This window comes from Sulfitobacter aquimarinus, from assembly GCF_040149565.1.
Classification (GTDB): Bacteria; Pseudomonadota; Alphaproteobacteria; order Rhodobacterales; family Rhodobacteraceae; genus Sulfitobacter; species Sulfitobacter aquimarinus.
On sequence record NZ_JBEFLO010000004.1, the window covers coordinates 252,178 to 274,465 of the forward strand.

A 22,288-nucleotide genomic window follows, 5' to 3' on the forward strand; every position below is an offset into this window, starting at 1 on the left:
AAGCCTCCATGCAGCCGCGCAAAATCATCATCGACACCGATCCAGGCCAGGACGACGCTGTCGCGATCCTGCTGGCCCTTGCCAGCCCCGAAGACGTCGAGGTTTTGGGCATCACCTGCGTTGCAGGCAACGTGCCTCTGCCCCTGACCACCAAAAACGCCCGCATCGTGTGTGAATTGGCGGGCCGCCCCGATGTGCCCGTTTATGCGGGCTGTGACCGCCCGCTGGGCCGTGATCTGGTCACAGCCGAGCACGTGCACGGCAAGACGGGGCTTGATGGCCCCACGCTGCCCGACCCCGTGATGCCAATGGCCGAAGGCCACGCTGTAGATTTCATCATCGACCAGCTGCGCACCTATGCGTCCGGCACCGTTACACTTTGCCCGCTTGGGCCGCTGACCAACATCGCAACAGCCCTGCAAAAAGCGCCTGACATCGCTGACCGCATCGCCAAGGTCGTGCTGATGGGCGGCGGTTACTTTGAGGGCGGAAACATCACCCCCACGGCCGAATTCAACATTTACGTCGATCCGCAAGCCGCTGATATTGTGTTCAAATGCGGCGCACCTATTGTGGTGATGCCGCTGGATGTGACGCATAAGGCGCTGGTGACGAAACCGCGCAACGATGCCTTCCGCGCCCTTGGCACCCCAGCCGGCATTGCCGTGGCGCAGATGACCGACTTCTTCGAGCGTTTCGACAAGGAAAAATATGGCTCCGCTGGTGCGCCGCTGCACGACCCTTGCGTGACTGCCTATCTCATCAACCCCGACCTGTTCAAAGGCCGCCACATCAACGTCGAGATCGAAACCCAGTCAGAGCTGACCATGGGCATGACCGTCGCCGACTGGTGGCGCGTCACTGACCGCGCCCCCAACGCCACATTTATGGGCGACATCGACGCCGATGGCTTCTTTGACCTGCTCACAGAACGGCTGGCCCGTTTATGAGCGCCGCCCTCACGCTTGCGGGCCCTGACCACCTCGACAAACTGATGGCGTTGGTCGAGGCGTTCCACACCGAGGCCGAGATGACCTCGACCGAGGAATCGCGCCGTGCGGCGCTGGGGCCGCTTCTTGACGGTATTCCTTATGGTTGCGTCTATCTGATCGGGCCGCCGCGTGCGCCCATCGGCTATATGGTGATCACCTTTACCTGGTCCGTGGAATACGGCGGCCTTGATGGCAATATAGACGAGCTCTATATCCGCCCCGGCGTGCGCGGGCGCGGGATCGCGTTCGAAGCCTTGGTGGCGCTGCCAAACGCGCTGGCAGATGGCGGGCTGCGCACTATTCATCTGGAGGTCGACCGCGAGAACACGAACGCGCTCAAGCTCTACCGCCGTGCAGGTTTTGCCCTGAACGAAAATTACGCCTTTATGACCAAACACTTGTAAGCGGAGCCTGCCCCAATGCGCATCCCCTTTGACAACAGCTTTGCCGCGCTGCCCGAGACCTTCTATACCCGCGTTGATCCAACATCAATTACCGCGCCCAACCTGTTGGCGTGGAATGATAATCTGGCCAATGAACTGGGGGTTGAAGGGGCAGACAAAGCGCAGGTGTTCAGCGGTAATGAAATACCCCAAGGCGCCGCACCTCTGGCGCAGCTTTACGCGGGTCACCAGTTTGGCAATTATAACCAGCAGCTTGGCGACGGGCGGGCCATACTGCTGGGCGAAGTTATAGATAACAATGACTTGCGCCGCGACGTTCAACTAAAAGGTTCAGGCCGCACGCCCTATTCGCGCGGCGGTGACGGGCGCGCTTGGCTGGGGCCTGTGCTGCGCGAATATGTGGTGTCCGAGGCGATGCACGCGCTTGGCATACCCACCACCCGTGCGCTGGCCGCAGTCGCCACGGGCGAGGATATTCTGCGCGAGACGGGCATGTTGCCCGGTGCGGTGCTGACCCGTGTCGCCTCCAGCCATTTGCGCGTCGGCACGTTTCAGGTCTTCGCCCACCGCGGCCAGATCGACGATCTGCGCACCCTCACCGACTATGCAATTGCCCGCCATTATCCCAATGCCGATGGCGCGATGGGGCTGCTCAAAGCCGTCTGTGCGCAGCAGGCCGATTTGGTGGCCGCGTGGATGTCCGTGGGGTTCATCCACGGCGTGATGAACACCGACAATTGCAGCATCGCAGGCGAGACGATTGATTACGGCCCCTGTGCCTTTATGGACGACTTTCATATGGGGCGGGTGTTCTCGTCAATCGACCAGCAGGGGCGCTATGCCTATGGCAACCAGCCCAACATCGCCGTGTGGAATATGGCGCAACTGGCGACTGCGCTGATCCAGCTGGCCGAGGACAAAGACGCCGCTGTTGAGGAAGCCACCGCCATCATCCACGCCATGCCCGCGCAGCTAGAGGCCGCATGGCTGGCGCGGTTTGCCGCCAAGCTAGGGATCGCGATTCCGCATCCTGACGATGCCGAGTTGATCCAGCGGCTGCTGGACCTGATGCAAACGGACGGGGCAGATTTCACCAATACTTTCCGCGCCTTGGGGACGGGCGCCGCCCGCGATCAGTTCACCGACCGCGATGCCTTTGACACATGGCACAGTGATTTCACCGCCCGCGTGGCCGACCTGCCAGATGCCGCAGCACTAAGGGCAAAATCCAACCCCGCCGTCATCCCGCGCAATCACCGGATCGAGCAGATGATCACGGCCGCCACCGCAGGCGATATGGCCCCGTTCAACCGTCTGATGACCGCCTACGCCGATCCCTACACCTTGCACGACGCAGAGCTGGCCACCCCGCCTACCCCCTCCGAAGTGGTGCCCGCAACCTTCTGCGGCACCTAACGCTGTCGCGCGGGGCGGTTGATCAGCGTGATGCCGATGGTCACCAGCAACAGTGCAGCCCAGATCGACGGCGCGATCCGCTCGCCCAGCAGCAGCCAGCCCATCAGAACGGACGCCACGGGCGAGATAAAGCTGAAGGAGGCGACAGAATTGGCGGGGTATTGCTTCATCAGCCAGAACCACGCCAGAAACCCGAGGCTCGCCACCGCGATGATCTGGAACGCCATGCCCGCGATGTGGATGGGCGCAACCTCGCGCAGCAGCGGCCCGAACAGCGGCGCGAGCGCCAGCAACACAGGCGCCGAGACGGCCACCTGCGCGATAAGCTGCTGCGCGGGCGGCACATCGGCCAGCGGCGTGATCCGTACCAACAGCACAATCCCCGCCCAACACAGCGCCGAGCACAGGGCCAGCAAATCCCCCGTCCAACTGACCTGCCCGCCGCCGCGGTCCGACAGCGCCAGCACCACACCGCCAAAAGCCAGTGCAAGGCCGATTGATTTGCGCCACGTCAGCCCCTCGGATGGCAAAAGCACCGTACTGGCAAGCGCCAGCCACAGTGGCATAGAGTAGAATATGACAGACGAGCGGCTGACCGTGGACAGGTCCAACGCGTTGTAAAGGCACAAAAACTCAAACGCAAAAAGCAACCCCGACAAAAGCGCCCATCTGCGCGCCGCGTGGGGCATATGAAATGACACACCGCGCAGATACATCCACAAAAGCAGCACCAAGACCGCGCCCGCAGAGCGTAGGCCCGCGGCAAAAACAGGGCTGAACCCGCCCGCCGTCACCTTGATCACTACCTGATTGAACGCCAGATGCAGCGCAAACGCCGTCAGCGCCACAGCGCCGAAGGCGTCAATTTGGGATTTCCGTTCCATCCTGCCATCTGGAAACCCGCCTGCGCGGAATGTCAATGTGTGGTGCAACGCGCTTTTTCCCCCGACATCTCCGCACAATCTATGCGAAGGTTAGGTGTAACTGATTCAATTATGGGGGTGCTCGGATATGAGCCTTATGAGAACGCTGGCGAAAGTCGCCGTAGGTGTAGCTGTGGCCAAAGGGGCCGGCGCAATGATGAACCGCAGTCAACAAGGCGGCCAAGGCGGCGGCTTGGGCGGTCTGTTGGGCAGCCTTACGGGCGGTGGCGGTGCCACGACTGCCGGTGCGGGCGGCCTTGGCGGCTTGCTGGGTGGTCTGACCGGTGGCGGTGCCTCTGCGGGGGGCGCTGGCGGTTTGCAGGACATGCTGGGCGGAATGCTGGGCGGCGGTGCTGCGGGCGGTAACGTCGGCACGGGCGGTCTGGGTGGTATGCTCGAAAGCCTTGGCGGTGCCCAAGGCGGCGGTGGCGGTCTTGGCGGTTTGCTGGGCGGGATGGCTGGTGCCGCTGGTGCAGGCGGCCTGTTGGGCGGCCTTGGCGGCGCGATGCAGAAGGCCCCTGCCGAGAACGACCAAAGCTTTGGTGCGGTCCTGAACTCGCAGTTCGACCAAACGCCCGAGCCTGCAATCCAGCCTTCACAGGATCAGGAAGCCGCAGCCGCGCTGATGCTGGCCGCGATGATTCAGGCAGCAAAATCCGACGGCACCTTCGACGACGCCGAAAAGGAAAAGCTGTTGGGCCAGTTGGGTGATGTTGACGCCGAGGAAGCCGCCTTTGTGCAAGCGCAGATGCAAGCGCCCATCGACGTTGAAGGCCTTGTCGCCAACACGCCCGCTGGCATGGGCCAACAGGTCTACGCAATGAGCGTGATGGCCATCGACCTCGATACGGGTGACGAAGCGCAATACCTGCACAAGCTGGCAACGGCCTACGGGATGGAGCCTGCACAGGTGAACGCGATCCACGACCAGATGGGCGTGCCGTCACTGTATACCTGATCTGCTTTTGCAGGATTAATTACGAAAAAAGGCGCCCTTCGGGGCGCCTTTTGTTTTTGTTACTTACCTCGGTGATCTAGGCGGCACCACGTGCGCCGCCGCCGCCACCACCGCCACTACGCCTGCGACGTCCACCGCCGCCCGCAGGTTTGGCACCGCCGCCGCCACCGCCCGCAGGACGCCCGCCGCCTTGGGGACGGCCACCGCCGCCGCCACCGCGACCACGGCCACCGCGGCCCTTTTGCTTGGGCTTGTCGGGGATCTCGTGGCTTTCCCATACGCGGCCAGAGGCCACGGGGATGCGCAGGTTCATGGTTTTCTGGATGTCGATCAGCTCGCCCATCTCGTCGGGGGCGCAGAAGGCAATCGCAGCCCCGTCTTTGCCCGCACGTGCGGTACGGCCAATGCGGTGCACATAGTTGTCAGGCACGTTCGGCAGCTCGTAGTTGTAGACGAATTTCACGTCGGGAATATCAAGCCCGCGTGCCGCCACATCCGTGGCCACCAGAACCGTGATGTCGCCCTTCTTGAAGCCCTCAATGGCGCGATCACGCTGCCCTTGGGATTTGTTCCCGTGGATCGAGGCCGCGTCAAAGCCCTCTTTGACCAGATCCTTCATCAGCTTTTCACAACCGTGCTTTGTGCGACCAAAGACCAACGCCCGCTCGCCCTTGTGCTTTTCCAGCAGCTCGACCAGCAGCGCCTTCTTCTCGGCCTTGGCGATAAAGTGCACCTCTTGCGTGACCTTATCCGCCGCTTTGCCCGGAGGGGAGACTTCGATGCGGATGGGGCTTTGCAGGTAGCTGTTGGCGATCTCGTTCATCAGCTTGGGCATCGTGGCCGAGAACAGGAAAGTCTGGCGCGACTTGGGGATCACTTGGGAGATTTTGCGCAGATCATGGATAAAGCCCATGTCCAGCATCTGGTCCGCCTCGTCCAGCACCAAAAACTTTGCCTCGTCCAAGCGCACGGCGCGGCGGTCCATCAGATCGAGCAGTCGGCCCGGTGTTGCCACCAGAATGTCGACACCGGGGTGCAGGCGCTTGATCTGGGTGTTGATGTTCTGCCCGCCAACAACCATCGCCACCTTGATGGCTGTGCTCTCGGCAAAGCTGCGCAGGTTTACACTGATCTGGGTGGCCAGTTCGCGGGTGGGTGCCAGCACAAGGCCGCGCACGGATTTGGGGTTGGGGCGGCCCTCCATCTCCAGCATCCGCGCAATCAGCGGAATGCCAAAGGCGGCCGTCTTGCCGGTGCCCGTCTGGGCCAGACCCATCACATCGCGGCCATTCAGCCCGTGGGGGATCGCTTGTTTCTGGATCGGGGTCGGCTCATTCAAACCCATCGCCGCCAGTCGTTTGACCAATGCCGAAGGCAGGTCCATCATGTCAAAATCGCTCATCTCAAACTCATCTTCCCGCCCGCGCGGCATCGGCCTGCGCGTGCGTCTTTCGGGTGCGCAAACCAGATCGCAAAGGCGGGCCAACTGCCCTGCCCTTGTCGGCATGCGTCTGCCCCACGCGTGATTTTGGGAACAAGGGGCGGCTTTCATTCTATGTGTCATCCACACAGCCTGCTCACGCGGCAGAAGCATCGCCTTAAGGGTCACATGGGCCTTGTGCGCGGATATGTCAACGGGCCATGGCCTATTCCCCGACAACAGATTACACTTTTCCAAAACGATACAGGAGCGCCGAAATGGACCATGCCGACCGCCACAACCGCCCCCTGCTGGCTGTTCTGATCGACGCCGACAACCTTTCATCCACCCACGCCGAGCCGATCCTGCGCGAAATCACCAGCATCGGCGAACCCGCCCTGCGCCGCGTCTATGGCGACTGGAGCAGCCCGCAACTGGAGGGATGGAGCAAGAAGCTGATGGCGCTGGGGCTGGTCGCGGTTCAGGCCAGCGCCAACACAAAGCACAAGAACGCCACCGACATCGGGCTGGTCATCGACGCGATGGACATTTTGCACACAGACCGCTTTGACGGGTTTGTCATCGTCAGCTCGGACAGTGACTTTACCGCGCTGGCCAACCGTCTGCGCGAAGAAGGCAAACTGGTCATCAGTATTGGTGAGGAAAAAACCGCCCCCGCCCTGCGCAATGTCGTCAACCGCTTTATTCTGATTGAAAACCTTGACCGTGACACGCCCGAGGGCGCCGCAAGGGCGCGAAACCCCAAAGAGGCGTTGGGCCTGATCAAAAACGCCATGAACAAGATCGACGATACGGAGGAATGGTATCCGCTGGGCGCTCTTGGGCAGGAACTCCGCGCCGCGCACCCCGACTTTGACCCGCGCAGCTATGGGCAAACAAAACTGTCGCAACTGATGCAGGCCATTCCAAAACTGGAATACCGCGCCCAGAACAACGGTCAGGTCCGGCTCAAGCCCTGAACCCATCGTGGCCCGTGCTGCGCCAAACGCGGCTTTGCCCCCCTTGCGCCCTGCCCGCGAAAGGCGCATCAGATGTCGCAACGGACAGCAAGGAACCCCCATGGAAAATTTACGCGGCGCTGTATTGATGGTCTTGGCCATGCTTGGCTTTGCGATCGAAGACAGCATGATCAAACTGATCGGCGATGACATGCCTGTCGGGCAAATCCTGATTGTGCTGGGCCTTGGCGGGGCGGCTGTCTTTGGCATCATCGTGCTGGCCCAGGGCCGCGCCTTGTTTGAGCGTGCGATGCTGAGCGCACCTGTCCTGATCCGCGCCGCAGGCGAGATTTTCGGCACGGTCTGCTTTATCTCGGCCATTGTCTATACGCCGCTGTCCTCGGCCTCGGCCATCTTGCAGGCGATGCCGCTGGTGGTGACGCTGGGGGCCGCGCTGTTTCTGGGCGAAAGCGTGGGCTGGCGCCGGTGGTCGGCGATCAGCGTCGGGTTCCTCGGCGTTATGCTGATCGTGCGCCCCGGCTCCGAAGGGTTCTCGGTCCTGTCCCTGTTGGCGTTGGGCGGTGTCCTTGGCCTTGCTGCCCGCGATCTGGGAACACGGCAGGTCAGTGCCGCACTCTCAACGATGCAGCTCAGCTTTTTGGGGTTTCTGGCGATTGTGCCTGCAGGTCTGGTGATGATGCCCGCAACAGGCAGCAGTCTGGTCGCCATTGATCTGCGCCTTGGCGCGTTGCTGGCGGGGTGTATCGCCACGGGTGTGGTTGCCTACTACGCCATTGTTGCCGCCACCCGCGTGGGCGAGATCAGCTTTATCAGCCCGTTCCGCTATTCGCGCCTTGTGTTCGCACTGATCATCGGCACCACCTTCTTTGACGAGCGCCCCGACACGCTGACCCTGCTGGGCGGCGCGATTATTGTCGCTTCTGGCATTTATACCGTCTGGCGTGAGCGCAAACAGGGCATCAAACCCGTCGCCAAGCCTTCCAAAATCTGACACCGCTGTGTATGCAGAGCACAAATCCACCAGCCCAAGGAGTGCCCAAATGAGCACCATCATCGACATCCACGCCCGCGAAATCCTCGACAGTCGGGGCAATCCCACGGTCGAAGTCGACGTGATCCTTGAGGATGGCACCATGGGCCGTGCCGCGGTGCCGTCGGGTGCCTCGACAGGCGCACATGAAGCGGTGGAAAAGCGTGACGGCGACAAGGCCCGCTATATGGGCAAAGGCGTGCTGGAAGCCTGCGCAAGCGTCAACGGCGAGATCGCAGAGGCGCTGGTGGGTATGGACGCCACCGAACAGGTTGATCTGGACGAAGCGATGATCGAACTGGACGGCACCCCGAACAAGGCCCGCCTTGGCGCGAATGCGATCCTTGGTGTCTCGCTGGCCTCGGCCAAAGCGGCGGCTGATTTCTGCGCCCAGCCGCTTTATCGTTATGTCGGCGGGACTTCTGCGCGGATGCTGCCTGTGCCGATGATGAACATCATCAACGGGGGCGAACATGCAGACAACCCCATCGACATTCAGGAATTCATGATCATGCCTGTGGCTGCGGACAACATCCGCGACGCCGTGCGCATGGGGGCCGAAGTGTTCCACACCCTCAAGGGTGAGCTGTCGGCCGCGGGTCTCGCCACAGGCGTGGGCGACGAAGGCGGCTTTGCACCCAACATCGGCTCCACCCGAGACGCGCTTGATTTCATTATGAAATCCATCGAAAAGGCAGGCTATAAACCGGGTGAGGAAATGTACCTCGCCCTCGATTGTGCGGCGTCCGAGTATTATAAGGACGGCTCTTATGTCTTTGCAGGCGAAGGGAAAACCCTGTCTTCGGATGAGAACGTCGATTATCTGACCGCGCTGGTAAAAGATTACCCCATCATCAGCATCGAAGACGGCATGCACGAGGATGACTGGGACGGCTGGATCGCGCTGAACGCCGCTCTTGGGGACAAGGTGCAACTGGTAGGTGACGATCTGTTCGTCACCAATCCTGCGCGTCTGGCCGATGGTATCGCCCGCAAGGCGGCCAACTCCATGCTAGTAAAAGTCAACCAGATCGGCAGCTTGACAGAGACTCTTCAAGCGGTCGAAATGGCGCACCGCGCAGGCTTTACCAACGTCATGTCCCACCGCTCGGGCGAGACAGAGGATGCGACCATTGCAGACCTCGCCGTAGCGACCAACTGTGGCCAGATCAAAACAGGCTCTCTTGCGCGCTCCGACAGGCTGGCGAAATACAACCAGCTGATCCGCATTGAGGAAGCACTGGGGGCCTCCGCGCAGTACGCTGGCCGCAGCATCCTGAAGTAACGACAGTGGCGGAGTTCACGTTACACGCGGCTGACACGCCGCAGGACATCGCGGACGTGGTGGCCCTTTGCTGGGCCTACCGCAAGCTGCTGCTGTCCCTGCCGGATGTCAGCCGCGAGGTGACCTCTGCCTTCCACCCCGATGCGAAATACGCCGAGCTGATGGACAGTCTGCCCATCCTGCATGCGCGCCCCAAAGGCGTCATCATGCTCGCCCGCGATGCAGAGGGCACGCCGCTGGGCTGCGGGATGAGCCATCCATTGGACCCCACCACATCCGAGATCAAGCGCGTCTTTGTCACGGCAGACGCCCGTGGCAAAGGTGTCGCCGAAGCGATCTGCACAGCGCTGGTGGATCAGGCCCGCACGGACGGCTTTGCCCGCGCTGTGCTGGACACCCACATCACGCTGCACCCTGCCCGCAGGCTGTATGCACGGCTGGGGTTCACCCAGCGCGGCCCCTATCAGGAGATGCCCGCAGAGGTCCTGCCCGAGTTGGTGTTTTTCGAAAAACCTCTACATCCCCAAAGCCTGAGACTGGAATTGCCGCAATGACCCGCAAACGCATGATTCTCCTGACAGGCATAGCCCTGCTCACCACGCTGGCGCTGGTCGAAACCGCCACCCGCAGCGATGCGGTTCTGCCCGCCACCGTCGCGGCCATCACCAGCACCCCGCAGAATGCAGGCCCCGACACATGGCAGATGGATGTCACATTGGCGGACGGGACACGCGCACAGATCGACTATGCTGGCATCCGCCCCAACCGCGCCGTCGGTGACGCCATATGTGTCATCGAGAAAAAGCGCAGCTGGGCAGGCGCGAAATACCTCGTTTCGTCCCAGATCACCTGCTGATCCTTCGAAACAGGGCCGCGACGCACGCGCCTTAATAGATGTCTTGCGCGGTAGCGCACTTTCAGGTCACGCGCTGTCAGGTGCTACCGGGTGCGCTCACCGTGCCGCCCCCCACTGCCGCCCGTACGCCTGTGGTGCCTGCGCAAGACGTGGGCATCCCCCGCGCCACACGTACAGCCAGATAGGCAAAGGCCTGCGCCTCCAGCATATCCCCGTCCAGACCCACCTCCTCAATCGCCACCACGGGACAATCGAGTGAGACGCGCAGCATTTCCATCAACACCGGATTGCGGCGGCCCCCACCTGTCACCAGCACGCGGGACGGGGGGCTGGGGCAATGCTGCATCGCCTCGGCCACCCCTGCGGCGCACATGGCCGTCAGGGTTGCGGCGGCATCGGCATCGGCCAGCTCCTCCACCAGCGCGACCATCTCGGCAAAATCGTTGCGGTCCAGCGACTTGGGCGGCATTTTGGCAAAGAACGGCTCGGCCAGAAACAGCTCCAGCGCACCGGTCTCAACCGTGCCGCCCCGCGCCACGATCCCGTCCTTGTCATAGGCCTGCCCCAGCCGCGCCTGCATCAGGTCATTCAGCGGCGCATTGGCGGGGCCGGTATCAAAGGCCAGCAGAGCGCCTGCCGCCTGTGGCTCGGGCACATTCGGGTCGACCCACGTCAGATTCCCGACACCGCCAAGGTTCAGGAACACCACAGGTTCCGCCGCGCCGATATACCGCGCACAGGCGTGGTGGAAAAACGGCGCAAGCGGTGCGCCCTCGCCGCCCATCTCGACGTCCGCACTGCGGAAATCCCAAACCACGGGCACGCCCAACGCATCGGCCAGCGCAGCCCCGTTGCCCACTTGCAACGTGCCTTGCATCCGTGGCGCATGGGCCAGCGTCTGACCGTGAAAGCCGATCAGCTCGACGTCTTTGAAACTGTCCAAGATCTCCAGATGTGCCGCATCCGTGACTTGCGCCGCCGCCTCGACCTGCGGCCCCGACCACAGCCCAAAGCCTGCGGCAATCACCGCCCTCTCGGCATTCGTGTAGCTGCGATAGTCCGAGCGGCCAAACCCCTCGATCACGTCGCCATCCGTGCGCAGCACCGCCACATCGACCCCGTCCAGCGACGTGCCAGACATCGCCCCCGCAGCCCAAACCATACCTGTCTTTGCAATGACCTTGCTCATCGTCTCTTTTCCTTTGCCCGCGCCCGCCCTATAGATGCCCTGCAATCAAACCCGAGGGCAAGTGCCATGACCTACCACCCAAAATCAGATTTCATCGCCGTTATGATGGAGCGCGGCTTTCTTGCCGATTGCACCGACTATCAAGCCTTGGATGAGGCGCTGATCAAAGGCGCGCAACCGGGCTATATCGGGTTTGACGCCACGGCGAAGTCCCTGCACGTAGGCTCGCTCATCCAGATCATGATGCTGCGCTGGCTGCAAAAAACCGGCGGCAAGCCGATCACCCTGATGGGCGGCGGCACGACCAAAGTGGGCGATCCGTCCTTCCGCGCGGATGAGCGTCCCTTGCTGGGTCCCGAGCAGATCGACGATAACATCGCGGGCATCAAAAAAGTGTTCTCGGCCTACCTGACGTACGGTGATGGTCCGTCAGATGCATTGATGATCAACAACGCCGAATGGCTGGACCAGCTGAACTACCTCGACTTCCTGCGCGACATCGGGCGGCATTTCAGCATCAACCGGATGCTCTCGTTTGAATCCGTCAAATCGCGTCTGGACCGTGAGCAATCGTTGTCCTTCCTCGAATTCAACTACATGATCTTGCAAGCCTATGACTTTATGGAGCTGCACCGTCGCTATGGCTGTATCCTGCAAATGGGCGGCTCGGATCAATGGGGCAATATCGTCAATGGTATCGACCTGACGCGCCGTGTGATCGACGGCGAAGTATACGGCCTGACCTCGCCCCTGCTGACAACGTCGGACGGTAAGAAGATGGGCAAATCCCAAGCGGGTGCGATCTGGCTGAACCCCGATATGCTGTCGCCTTACGAGTTCTGGCAGTTCTGGCGCAATACCACGGATGCCGATGTGGGCCGGTTCCTCAAGCTCTATACAGAGGTGCCCGTGAATGAATGTGAGCGCCTTGGCGCGCTGGCAGGGTCCGAGATTAACGAGGCCAAGATCACGCTGGCAAATGAGGTCACGGGGCTGTTGCACGGCACAGATGCCGCCACGGCTGCGGCGGCCACCGCCCGCGAGGTGTTCGAAAAAGGCGGCGTCGGCGATGACTTGCCCACGCTGACCTTGTCGGCGGCGGATGTGGGCGATGGCATCTCGATTGTGCAGCTGATCGTGAAGTCCGGCCTTGCAGGATCGGGCAAAGAGGCAAAGCGCCTGATCGCCGAAAACGGTGCGCGGATCGACGATGCCCCCCTGACGGATGCAGGCATGATGATCGACGCTGGCGCGTTGTCCTCTCCGATCAAGCTGTCAGCGGGCAAGAAACGACACGCGCTGGTGCAGTTGGGCTAACGAGATATTAACCATGGTGCGGGCATGCTCGCGCCATGTTTGATGCAGCCCCCCTGCCTGATCTGCCACTGATGCAAGACCCCGCGTTTGGCGCGGCATTGCGGCTTTGCGGCGAACTTCCTGTGATCCTGCCCTCGGGTCTGCTGTTGCTCAGCCGCCGTGTGCTGGGCGTTCCAATCCTGATGCTGCCACGGGCCGCCCCGCCCGATGACCTGGCGGCGCAACTGGCGCAGGCGGGCTTGCACCGCCGTCCGCTGATCTTGTCCCCCGAACGGGCGGCACCTGTGACGGGGGCGTTGCGCATCGCTGCACCCCGCGTCCTTTGGCGGGTTGATCTGACCCAGAATGAGCAAACACGCCGCAAGATGCTGCATCAAAACTGGCGTCATCAGCTGGGACAGGCACAGGCAGGACCGCTGCGCGTTCTGCACCGTCCGTTTTCGCCAGACCATCCGCTGTTGGAATTAGACGCCGCGCAAGCAAAGGCGCGGCGGTATCAAGGCTGGCCTATGTCACTGACCGCCGCGTTCGCGCAGCTAGCGCCTGATCGGACACATCTGTTTACGGCCCTGCTGCGGGGCCATCCCGTCGCGCATATGTTGTTTTTGACCCATGGCGGCTGCGCGACCTATCACATCGGGCACAGCACGCAGGAAGGCCGCGCCCATCATGCGCATAACCTGCTGCTTTGGGAGGCGATGAAGGTGCTTGCCACCCGTGGGACAACTTCGCTTGACCTTGGGTCTGGTACCACGCCGCAGATTGATCGGTTCAAACGCCGCGCCGGGGCGCAGGCGGTGCCTACGGGCGGGACATGGCTACGGTGGCGGCCTTGGGCGCACGCGCGCTGACGGGGAACGGAATTTTTGAAAATTCCGGCGAAAATTATTGGAATAATTTTCTCTCGCTGCGGGCGTGGTGCGCCTACTCGGCTGCTTTTTCTTCCAGCATCAGCCATTCTTCTTCGGCATTGCTCAGCTTTTCGTGGCGCTGGACCAGCGCGTCGCTGGCCTTCTGGAATTTCGCAGGCTGCTCGGTGAAAAGCGCGGGATCGCCCAGCAATTCCTCCAGCTTGCCAATCTCTGCGTTGATCCGCTCGATCTCGGCAGGCAGTGCTTCCAACCGGTGCTTTTCAGTAAAGCTGAGGCCCTTTTGCGGCTTGGCCTCTTTGCTGGCTTTGGGCGCAGAGGTCTTGGACTTCACGACGCTTTCGCTGAAATCTTCCATCCCGCGCTGCGCCAGATAATCGCTCCACCCACCTGCATAGACGGTCGCCCGCCCGTCGCCTTCCATAGCGATGGTCGTGGCGGCCACACGGTCCAGAAAGTCACGGTCGTGGCTGACCAGAATGACGGTGCCGTCATAGCTGCCCAGCAACTCCTGCATCAGGTCAAGGGTTTCGACGTCCAGATCGTTTGTCGGCTCGTCGAGCACCAGCAGGTTGCTTTCGCGTGCCATGAGTTTCGCCAGCAACAGCCGCGCCTTTTCACCGCCCGAAAGCGACCGCACAGGCGCACGGGCCTGCGCTTCGTCAAAGAGGAACTCTTTGAGATAGCCAACAACGTGTTTAGGGTTGCCGCGCACCAGCACTTGGTCCGCCTTGCCGCTGACCCGCATCTCGGGATCGCCTGTCAGACTGTCCCACAGGGTCATATCGCCATCCAGCTGCGCCCGCGCCTGATCGAACAGGGCCAGCGCCAGATTGGTGCCCAGCTTGATCGTGCCACTGTCGGGCTGTTCCTTGCCGATCAGCATATTCAGCAGCGTGGTTTTGCCCACACCGTTCGGCCCCACCAGCGCGATACGGTCCCCACGGTTCACGGTGAGCGAGAAATCACGCAAGATCACCTTGTCGCCGTAAGCCTTTGTAATCTTGTCCGCTTCCATGACCTTGCGGCCGGATTTTGGCCCTGCCTCGAGCGCCATGGCTGCCGTGCCTTGGCGTTTGATCTGGCCCGCACGTTCGGCGCGGAGTTCCTGCAACGCCCGCACGCGGCCCTGGTTGCGCTTGCGCCGTGCCGAGATCCCCTCAACAGCCCACCGCGCCTCCGCCTTGATCTTGCGGTTCAGCTTGTGACGCTGCATGTCCTCTTCTTCCCAGATCTGGTCACGCCACGCCTCGAATCCCTGAAAGCCGATCTCTTGGCGGCGCACAGCGCCACGGTCGATCCACAGGGTCGCACGGGTCAGCGCGTTCAGGAACGCACGGTCGTGCGAGATGATCAGATAGGCGGCGCGGGTCGACTTCAGCTCGCCCTCAAGCCATGCAATCGCTTCGATGTCCAAATGGTTCGTCGGCTCATCGAGCAGCATCAGCTCGGGCTCCAACGCCATCAGGCGGGCCAAAGCGGCACGGCGGCGTTCGCCCCCCGATGCGGTGGCCACGGGACGCGCCGGATCGAATTTGAGCCCTTCGCCTGCACGCTCGACCTTATACAGCTCGCCGGGTTCCAGACCGTGAGAGGCAAAATCGCCCAGCGTCTCGAACCCCGTCAGATCGGGGTCTTGCTCCATATAGCCGACGCTCACCCCCGGCCCTGCGGTGATGTCGCCGCTGTCAGCCTCGACCAATCCGGCCATGACCTTCATCAGCGTCGATTTGCCGGAGCCATTGCGCCCGACAAGCGCCAGACGGTCGCCTTGTTGGATGACCAATGACAGGTCTTCGAATACGGGATCGCCGCCAAATGTGAGGGCGATGTCGGAGAGTTGGAGAAGGGGTGCGCGTGCCATGCTGTCCGCCTACTGCGCGGACGCGGCAAGGTCAATCACAAGCGCACTCAGACCAGTGCGCGCAGCAGCTTTTTACGCGCAGGCGGGATCGCGTTGATCTGTACGGCGGTGAAGACATGCAGCGTATTCATGACGCGGTCGATCACCGCGTGGTCGCTGACCCAGCCGCCCATCATCAGATAACTGCGCAACAAAGGCGGCATTGCAGCCTGTGCGCGGGCCAGATCGGGCTTCCCGTGCAGCAAGGCCGCGTATTCATAGACCTCCCCTGCCCGCACCTTTGGCATCAGCGCTTCGGGCGCCAGATGACGCGCCTTGAGCAGTCCAAAGGCATCGCTGTAAGGCGCGGTCAACGTTCCCTCGAACGAGGCGCAGCCAAACAGCATCGTAATCCCCCGCGCATCAACCAAGGCCGTCAGTGCCGCCCACGCGATACGCAAAATGTCGGGATCGGTGTGGTCGGGATGGATGCAAAAGCGCCCCAGCTCCAGTAGCGGGCCCGTGACCGCGTGCAAAGGTGAAAGGACGTAGTATTGTGCGGCATAGGTGTCTTCGATGTCGCACGGCTGCATGATATTGATACGAAACGCCGCAACGACATCGTCGTCCAGCACCACAACACCCTGTTCACAGGTTGCATCAAACGCATCCGCCTGCGCACCCACAGCCCCGAAACACAATCGCCGCAGCTCGAACACCTGCGCCATATCCCGAGGGCCGCTTGCGCCGCGCACGGTATATTTGCCCTTTGTCAGGGGGGTCATGTGATCTGATCTGTCCAGACAGGCACCGCCCGTGGCCTAGCCCGCAAGGCCACCGGGGCTAAAGCGGCCAAGGTTGCCCAGCAGTTGCTTCAAGAAACCGGGATTGCCCACGCCAGACGTTGTCACACGGCGCGCCAGCGGCACAACCTGCCCACGCTCCAGCCCGAAACGCTCGACGTTGGTGACAACGCCTGCTGAGTCAAAGCTGATGGCCAGTACCTGACGCTCGATCTCTTTGGGGGCCAGCGCGCCAAAAGTGCGGCGGCGGCTGCGGACGTAATAAAACCCGCTGTCATTCACCACACCCGCCGTAGAGGGCGTGCCGATCGCTTCTTCAACAGAGGCGCGGGTATCAACGCCCACGGTGATCTGCTCCAGATCCTCGGCGGGCGGGATATAACCGTGGTTGGCATATTGCGGGGAACAGGCACCAAGACCAGCCGCCAACGCGATCACAAGCCCCGTGTGCCGTGTGAAGTTGTAGATACCCATCGTGCTGCCCCTTGCCCTTAGCCTGCTTGGCTTTTATCTCGCTTATACCAAATGCGCCCTATGGTTCAAGAAACGAAAGCACCCCACCTCATGTCTGCAACCGCTCCCAGCCCCACCGCCTTGCGCGTCTCGTCGTTGTCGCAATCCACGCCCACGGCCTTTTCGCTGCGCCCTGACGCCGAAGAACTGGCGCGACTGATAGAAGTGTTTGACCTCTCTGCCCTGCGCAAGCTCAGCTTTGAGGGCACGCTAAGCCCTGTGGGCGCTGCCGATTGGCAGTTAAAGGGGCGGCTGGGGGCCACGGTTGTGCAGCCCTGCGTTGTCACGCTGGAACCCGTGACCACCCGCGTCGAAACCCAAGTCATGCGCGTCTTTGTGCGCGATCTGACCGATGCGGACGAGCCCGAGATCGAGATGCCCGAAGACGATAGTGTAGAGCGGCTAGGCGTCTGGATTGATCCCGCAATCGTGATGGAGGAAGAGCTGGCCCTTGCTTTGCCCGCCTATCCGCGCGCCGATGGTGCCGAAGCCAAGACCGTGCGCGTCACCGAACCCGGCAAAGAGGCCATGACAGATGAACAAGCCCGCCCTTTTGCAGGGCTTGCCGCGCTCAAACAGCAGCTGGGCGGATCGGAAAACGACTGAACCGCGCCAAAGACGGCGAAAAACGGCGTGTCGGCGTGGATTTTCACAGTATTTTCCGCGCAGGACCTGAAATAGGGTTGGACAAGCACGCAGCACTTGCCTAAACGCACGCTACGCCCCCTGAGGGATTCATCCGAAACTCGGCCCCGCGCATCCGATATGTGCGACACGGCCCCGAATACAAAGGCACCAGACATGGCTGTCCAGCAGAATAAAGTCTCCAAATCGCGCCGCAACAACCGCCGCTCTCACGATTCGCTGACCGCAGCGAACCCGAACGAGTGCACAAACTGCGGTGAGCTGAAGCGCCCACACCACGTATGTTCGGCATGTGGCCACTACGCAGACAAAGAAGTTGTTGCACAGGTCGACGAGATTGATCTCGAAGACGACGCAGCATAAGCTGCGCCGAATAGGTAACAACTAAAGGCATTCGCACGGCATGACGGCCCCGACCGATCAGACACCAGCGACTGCCCGCACCCTCATCTCGGTCGATGCGATGGGGGGTGACGAAGGGCCGGCAGCTGTGGTTGCCGGCTGTCTCATTTCGGCCAAAGCAAATCCTGACATCGCATTCATCCTGCACGGCCCAGAGGCCGAGCTGCGTAGCCTTGTCGCCAAACACCCCGAATTGGCCGACCGCACCGATTTCCGCGACGCCACAGGTGTGGTCAGCATGGAGGACAAGCCCAGTCAGGTTGTACGCACCGGCAAGGACACCTCGATGTGGTCTGCAGTCGAATCCGTGCGCAGTGGCGAGGCGCCGGTTGCCGTGTCCTGCGGCAACACGGGCGCGCTGATGGCTGTCAGCATGATCCGCCTGCGTAAGCTGGAGGGCGTGAACCGCCCCGCGATTGCAGTGCTGTATCCTTCATCCAATGCGCAGGGGTTCAACGTGCTGCTGGACGTGGGCGCCGATATTCGCGCTGATGCGGACGACCTTTTGCGCTATGCGTTGATGGGCATGTCCTATGCGCGCAACGGCATGGACATCCCGCGCCCGCGTGTGGGCCTGCTCAATGTCGGGACCGAAGAACACAAGGGCCGCGCCGAGCTGAAGGACGCCTTTGATCTGATTCGCGATCACAGCGACAGCGGCGGCTACGAATTTGTAGGATTTGTTGAGGGCGGCGATATTTCCGGCAATACGGCGGATGTGATTGTCACCGACGGGTTTACAGGCAATGTCGCGATCAAGACGGGGGAAGGCACAGCCAGCCTGATTGGCCAGCGCCTGCGCGAAGCGTTCAAATACTCGATCCTGTCGAAAATCGCCTCGCTCGTGGCCTATACTTCGCTGATGCGGTTGCGCAAAAAGATCGACCCGCGTCGCGTGAATGGCGGTGTGTTTCTGGGGCTGAACGGAACCGTGGTAAAATCCCATGGCGGTGCGGATGCCACGGGCGTTTCGGCCGCGATCAAACTTGCCGCGCAACTGGCCGAAAACGGATTTAATGACAAACTGGCCGCACGCGTTGCCGCCGCCCTGCCCCATGAGGAGCCAGCAGCCCAATGACAGTTCGTGCCGTTGTAAAGGGTGTGGGGCATTATCTACCGTCCCGCGTAGTCGAAAACGCCGAATTCGAGGCGACGCTGGACACCAATGACGAATGGATCCGCTCAAGATCGGGGATCGAGCGCCGCCACTTCGCCTCGGAAGGCGAGACGACATCGACAATGGCCACCGCTGCTGCCAATGCCGCCCTCAAGATGGCAGGCCTGAGCGCAGATGACATAGACGCTGTGATTGTTGCCACCTCGACCGCTGATCTGACCTTTCCCTCGGCGGCCACGATGGTGCAGGCGCAATTGGGCATGAAGGGCGGCTTTGCCTTTGATATTCAAGCGGTTTGTGCGGGCTTTGTCTTTGCGCTCAGCAATGCGAACGCGCTGATCCTGTCGGGTCAGGCCAAGCGGGTGATGGTCATCGGGTCGGAAACCTTCAGCAAGATCATGGATTGGACCGACCGCAGCACCTGCGTGCTGTTCGGCGATGGCGCAGGCGCTGTCTTGCTGGAAGCCCAAGCAGGCGCGGGCGGCACAGACGATCGCGGCATCCTGTCCACCGACCTCAATTCCGACGGCACCCACCGCGAGCTGTTGTACGTCGATGGCGGCGTCTCGACCGGGACCTCGGGGTATCTGCGGATGCAGGGCAATCAGGTTTTCCGCCACGCCGTCGAAAAGCTGAGTGCGACAGCCAACACCGCCATGGACCGCGCAGGCGTAGACAGCACCGATGTCGACTGGATCGTTCCACATCAGGCCAACATCCGCATCATTCAGGGCACTGCCAAAAAGCTGGGCCTGCCGATGGACAAGGTTGTGGTGACGGTACAAGACCACGGCAACACCTCTGCCGCGTCGATCCCGCTTGCACTGTCTGTGGGTGTTGCCCGCGGCCAGATCAAACAGGGTGATCTGCTGGTGACCGAAGCCATTGGCGGCGGTCTGGCATGGGGCGCGGTAGTCCTGCGTTGGTAAGCCGCCCCAGCGAAAATCTGCTGGTATAAATCGGGTCATTGTCTTGACTTGAAGCCCCAAGCTGGCCAAAGTCCAATAAAACAATGGGGTAAACTATGACTAGCAACACACTGACACGCATGGATCTTAGCGAAGCTGTCTTTCGCGAGGTTGGGCTTTCGCGCAACGAGAGCGCCCAATTGGTAGAGACTGTTCTGGAAGAAATGTCCGATGCGTTGGTGCGTGGCGAGCAGGTCAAGATTTCGTCCTTCGGCACCTTCTCGACCCGCGACAAGTCTGCCCGCGTGGGCCGCAACCCCAAGACGGGTGAAGAAGTGCCGATTAACCCGCGCCGCGTCCTGACATTTCGCCCTTCGCATCTGATGAAGGACCGTGTGGCGGACGGCAACAAGTCCTGAGCACATGCCAAAATCCCCCGACGCGTTTCGCACCATCTCCGAAGTTGCCGACTGGCTTGGCATTCAGGCGCATGTCCTGCGGTTCTGGGAAAGCAAATTCACACAAGTGAAGCCGATCAAGCGCGCCGGTGGGCGGCGGTACTACCGCCCCGCCGATATGTTGTTGCTGGGCGGGATCAAACAGCTGTTGCACGAAGACGGCCTGACAATCAAAGGCGTGCAGAAGATCCTGCGCGAAGAAGGCATGAGCCATGTGGCCAGCCTGTCGATGCCTCTGGACGATGCTGAAATGCAGGCCAAGTTCGAGCAGGCCATTCCTGTCGGCGTCAAACCCGCACCAAAGCCCGCGCCGGAGCCCGAAGCCGTTGTTCTGCCCTTTGAGGCTCCGAAAGAAGCCGCTCCTGTAGAGGCACCAACCGAAGCACCGCCAAAGGACACCGCTCCCGTAGCGGAGCCTGAGGACGCACCTGAACAGCCCGTCAAAGAGGTCGCGGCCGAAGCGCCCGAAATCCCCCAAGCACTTGCATCCGCCCCCCCGAGCAAGCCCGAGGAAGAACTGCAGGCAACAGCAGACACGCCCTCGGTGGACGCGCCAGATGTAGCCGAGGAACCGACGCTCTCGGCCCCGCCGCAACCAGAGCCTGCGCCCGAAGGCACAGCGCAACCGGATGCGTCCCATCCCACGCCAAAGCCGCAAACTGAAGATGACCCCGTTGCGGCGGCAGACGCCCCCCTGTCAGAGCAGGATGTTCAGGCGGCCCCCCCCGCAACGCCAGACGCGGTGGCCGCCCCCGTAACCGCGCCAGAGCCCGGCCTGTTCGACGCGCCTGCGCCCACTGCTGACGCCGAAAATCAGACAGCGCCAGACGACACAGAACCTCAGCCGTCCGCAACAAACGACAACCGCTCCGCCGAGCCGCAAGACCAGCCAAGCCTTTCAGGCCCGCAGCCTGCGGAAGAAGCCGAAACAGTTACAGAACCCGCTGTGGAGCCTGACACAGAGGCTGCCGCGCCCGTGGCGGAAGAGGCCCGGCATGACGAGGCCCCTTCGCAGATCGAGGAGCCGGTAACGGACCCCGCCCCCGAAGGCACATCAGATGCGAATGACGCAGCCACACCGCCGCCTGCGGAACAAAGTGCCACAGATGGTGAAGTCCCCGCCGAAACACCTGTGACGCCCGAAGAAGCAACTCCGGAACCCGACACTTCGGATGCGGTTGAAACCACTACATCGACGCCTCTGGAACAGACTGACGCGGATGATGAACTCACGGCAGAAACACCTAAGCAAACCGAAGAGGACGTAGCAGCAGAACCAGACACTGCAGACGCCCCCGCTGATACGCCATTGGAAGAGGCAGTGGTCGACCCCGTGGCCGCCGCGCATGACGACGAAGCGGGACCGATTGAAGCGGAGGCCCCTGCGCCGATGGTGGCCGCGCCTGAGGACGCCACCCCAGCCGATGCGCCAACGACCGACGCGCAACAGTCGGATGAGGATGCACCGACCGGGGATGAAGCCGCACCAAGCGACGAGGCTGCGCCCGCTGCTCTGCCTTCCTTCATGCACAGACCAGCAGAGCAAGCCGACACCCCTGCTCCGCAGGAAGACGCGCCAGAAACGTCCGAGCCTGTGGCAGAAACTCAGGACCCTGCTGCAGAGCAAGCGCCCGAGGAGATCGCAGCAGCAGCAGCAGCGCAGGAACCTGCGCCCGAGCCAGAACCTGCACCCAAACCACGCGACATAGGCATGCCTGATATCATGCCGGAAGCCGAGATCCATGCCGAGGCAGCGACACTGACCCGTGTGCATCACGCCTCAAGCATTGATGACGAAACTGCACGGAAAATAGCCCCGTTGCTCGATCAACTCTCGGCGTTGCGCGACCGTATGGCAGCGCGCCGTGGGGCGGTCGCGCCAAAATTCTGAATACGGGCGGCAAATGGATGCAATTGCCTCTTGCACACGTGGGTTTATGCGGTATGAAAGCGCTCATGT

Annotated in this window: 23 protein-coding genes; 17 read left to right on the forward strand and 6 right to left on the reverse strand. The window is 61.8% G+C overall.

Features of this window, described 5'->3' with window-relative positions:
* Positions 1 to 8 precede the first annotated feature (8 nt).
* The 3 genes from ABMC88_RS10620 to ABMC88_RS10630 are packed head-to-tail and all read left to right on the forward strand — an operon-like array spanning position 9 to position 2,812.
* Positions 9 to 950 (forward strand): nucleoside hydrolase, encoded by a 942-nt coding sequence (locus tag ABMC88_RS10620; protein ID WP_349576859.1) that lies wholly within the window; start codon positions 9 to 11, stop codon positions 948 to 950.
* Positions 947 to 1,396: a GNAT family N-acetyltransferase gene (locus ABMC88_RS10625; protein ID WP_349576860.1), complete on the forward strand. Its 450-nt coding sequence runs from the start codon at positions 947 to 949 to the stop codon at positions 1,394 to 1,396. Before ABMC88_RS10620 ends, ABMC88_RS10625 begins: the two co-directional genes overlap by 4 nt.
* 15 nt (positions 1,397 to 1,411) lie before the next feature.
* Positions 1,412 to 2,812 (forward strand): protein adenylyltransferase SelO, encoded by a 1,401-nt coding sequence (locus tag ABMC88_RS10630; protein ID WP_349576861.1) that lies wholly within the window; start codon positions 1,412 to 1,414, stop codon positions 2,810 to 2,812.
* On the opposite strand, the gene ABMC88_RS10635 is transcribed toward ABMC88_RS10630, so the two are convergent.
* Positions 2,809 to 3,696 (reverse strand): DMT family transporter, encoded by an 888-nt coding sequence (locus ABMC88_RS10635; RefSeq protein ID WP_349576862.1) that lies wholly within the window; start codon positions 3,694 to 3,696, stop codon positions 2,809 to 2,811. The two genes, ABMC88_RS10630 and ABMC88_RS10635, sit on opposite strands and share 4 nt — an antisense overlap.
* 127 nt (positions 3,697 to 3,823) lie before the next feature.
* On the opposite strand from ABMC88_RS10635, the gene ABMC88_RS10640 reads away from it, so the two are divergent.
* A complete protein-coding gene (locus tag ABMC88_RS10640) occupies positions 3,824 to 4,693 on the forward strand; it encodes a DUF533 domain-containing protein (protein WP_349576863.1) in 870 nt (289 codons plus the stop codon).
* 76 nt (positions 4,694 to 4,769) lie between these two features.
* Here ABMC88_RS10640 and ABMC88_RS10645 read toward each other — a convergent pair whose 3' ends face one another.
* A complete protein-coding gene (locus tag ABMC88_RS10645) occupies positions 4,770 to 6,095 on the reverse strand; it encodes a DEAD/DEAH box helicase (RefSeq protein WP_349576864.1) in 1,326 nt (441 codons plus the stop codon).
* A 296-nt stretch (positions 6,096 to 6,391) separates the two neighbouring features.
* On the opposite strand from ABMC88_RS10645, the gene ABMC88_RS10650 reads away from it, so the two are divergent.
* The 5 genes from ABMC88_RS10650 to ABMC88_RS10670 all read left to right on the forward strand — a co-directional run bounded on the left by ABMC88_RS10650 (position 6,392) and on the right by ABMC88_RS10670 (position 10,264).
* Entirely contained in the window at positions 6,392 to 7,093 is a 702-nt protein-coding gene (locus ABMC88_RS10650) for an NYN domain-containing protein (RefSeq protein WP_349576865.1), read from the forward strand.
* Positions 7,094 to 7,193: 100 nt separating this feature from the next.
* Positions 7,194 to 8,084, forward strand: a complete 891-nt coding sequence (locus ABMC88_RS10655) for a DMT family transporter (RefSeq protein WP_349576866.1) — start codon at positions 7,194 to 7,196, stop codon at positions 8,082 to 8,084.
* 49 nt (positions 8,085 to 8,133) lie between these two features.
* The gene (gene eno, locus ABMC88_RS10660; RefSeq protein WP_349576867.1) at positions 8,134 to 9,408 is read left to right on the forward strand and encodes a phosphopyruvate hydratase; all 1,275 of its coding nucleotides are present in this window, start codon (positions 8,134 to 8,136) and stop codon (positions 9,406 to 9,408) included.
* Between the two features lie 5 nt (positions 9,409 to 9,413).
* On the forward strand, positions 9,414 to 9,962 hold the full coding sequence (locus tag ABMC88_RS10665; protein WP_349576868.1) for a GNAT family N-acetyltransferase: 549 nt from the start codon (positions 9,414 to 9,416) through the stop codon (positions 9,960 to 9,962).
* On the forward strand, positions 9,959 to 10,264 hold the full coding sequence (locus tag ABMC88_RS10670; RefSeq protein ID WP_349576869.1) for a hypothetical protein: 306 nt from the start codon (positions 9,959 to 9,961) through the stop codon (positions 10,262 to 10,264). The genes ABMC88_RS10665 and ABMC88_RS10670 overlap by 4 nt, the downstream gene beginning before the upstream one ends.
* A 76-nt stretch (positions 10,265 to 10,340) precedes the next feature.
* Here the strand turns inward: ABMC88_RS10670 and ABMC88_RS10675 are convergent, their stop codons facing one another.
* Entirely contained in the window at positions 10,341 to 11,453 is a 1,113-nt protein-coding gene (locus ABMC88_RS10675) for an anhydro-N-acetylmuramic acid kinase (RefSeq protein WP_349576870.1), read from the reverse strand.
* Positions 11,454 to 11,519: 66 nt separating this feature from the next.
* Between ABMC88_RS10675 and tyrS the strand changes: the two genes are divergently transcribed.
* Positions 11,520 to 12,770, forward strand: a complete 1,251-nt coding sequence (tyrS, locus tag ABMC88_RS10680) for a tyrosine--tRNA ligase (RefSeq protein WP_349576871.1) — start codon at positions 11,520 to 11,522, stop codon at positions 12,768 to 12,770.
* A 35-nt stretch (positions 12,771 to 12,805) separates the two neighbouring features.
* The gene (locus tag ABMC88_RS10685) at positions 12,806 to 13,621 is read left to right on the forward strand and encodes a GNAT family N-acetyltransferase (RefSeq protein ID WP_349576872.1); all 816 of its coding nucleotides are present in this window, start codon (positions 12,806 to 12,808) and stop codon (positions 13,619 to 13,621) included.
* Positions 13,622 to 13,694: 73 nt separating this feature from the next.
* Here the strand turns inward: ABMC88_RS10685 and ABMC88_RS10690 are convergent, their stop codons facing one another.
* The 3 genes from ABMC88_RS10690 to ABMC88_RS10700 are packed head-to-tail and all read right to left on the reverse strand — an operon-like array spanning position 13,695 to position 16,759.
* Entirely contained in the window at positions 13,695 to 15,503 is a 1,809-nt protein-coding gene (locus tag ABMC88_RS10690) for an ABC-F family ATP-binding cassette domain-containing protein (protein ID WP_349576873.1), read from the reverse strand.
* 47 nt (positions 15,504 to 15,550) lie between these two features.
* Positions 15,551 to 16,267 carry a GNAT family N-acyltransferase gene (locus tag ABMC88_RS10695; protein WP_349576874.1) on the reverse strand — a complete coding sequence of 239 codons (717 nt, stop codon included), beginning with the start codon at positions 16,265 to 16,267 and terminating at the stop codon, positions 15,551 to 15,553.
* Between the two features lie 36 nt (positions 16,268 to 16,303).
* Complete coding sequence (locus ABMC88_RS10700; protein ID WP_349576875.1) at positions 16,304 to 16,759, reverse strand: outer membrane protein assembly factor BamE; 456 nt, start codon at positions 16,757 to 16,759, stop codon at positions 16,304 to 16,306.
* A 90-nt stretch (positions 16,760 to 16,849) separates the two neighbouring features.
* Between ABMC88_RS10700 and ABMC88_RS10705 the strand changes: the two genes are divergently transcribed.
* The 6 genes from ABMC88_RS10705 to ABMC88_RS10730 all read left to right on the forward strand — a co-directional run bounded on the left by ABMC88_RS10705 (position 16,850) and on the right by ABMC88_RS10730 (position 22,219).
* A complete protein-coding gene (locus ABMC88_RS10705; protein ID WP_349576876.1) occupies positions 16,850 to 17,404 on the forward strand; it encodes a YceD family protein in 555 nt (184 codons plus the stop codon).
* 195 nt (positions 17,405 to 17,599) lie between these two features.
* Positions 17,600 to 17,806, forward strand: a complete 207-nt coding sequence (rpmF, locus tag ABMC88_RS10710; RefSeq protein ID WP_349576877.1) for a 50S ribosomal protein L32 — start codon at positions 17,600 to 17,602, stop codon at positions 17,804 to 17,806.
* A gap of 40 nt (positions 17,807 to 17,846) precedes the next feature.
* Positions 17,847 to 18,923 carry a phosphate acyltransferase PlsX gene (gene plsX, locus ABMC88_RS10715; protein WP_349576878.1) on the forward strand — a complete coding sequence of 359 codons (1,077 nt, stop codon included), beginning with the start codon at positions 17,847 to 17,849 and terminating at the stop codon, positions 18,921 to 18,923.
* The gene (locus ABMC88_RS10720) at positions 18,920 to 19,891 is read left to right on the forward strand and encodes a beta-ketoacyl-ACP synthase III (protein ID WP_349576879.1); all 972 of its coding nucleotides are present in this window, start codon (positions 18,920 to 18,922) and stop codon (positions 19,889 to 19,891) included. The genes plsX and ABMC88_RS10720 overlap by 4 nt, the downstream gene beginning before the upstream one ends.
* Positions 19,892 to 19,986: 95 nt before the next feature.
* On the forward strand, positions 19,987 to 20,289 hold the full coding sequence (gene ihfA, locus ABMC88_RS10725) for an integration host factor subunit alpha (RefSeq protein WP_349576880.1): 303 nt from the start codon (positions 19,987 to 19,989) through the stop codon (positions 20,287 to 20,289).
* Between the two features lie 4 nt (positions 20,290 to 20,293).
* The gene (locus ABMC88_RS10730; protein ID WP_349576881.1) at positions 20,294 to 22,219 is read left to right on the forward strand and encodes a MerR family transcriptional regulator; all 1,926 of its coding nucleotides are present in this window, start codon (positions 20,294 to 20,296) and stop codon (positions 22,217 to 22,219) included.
* Positions 22,220 to 22,288: the final 69 nt, after the last annotated feature.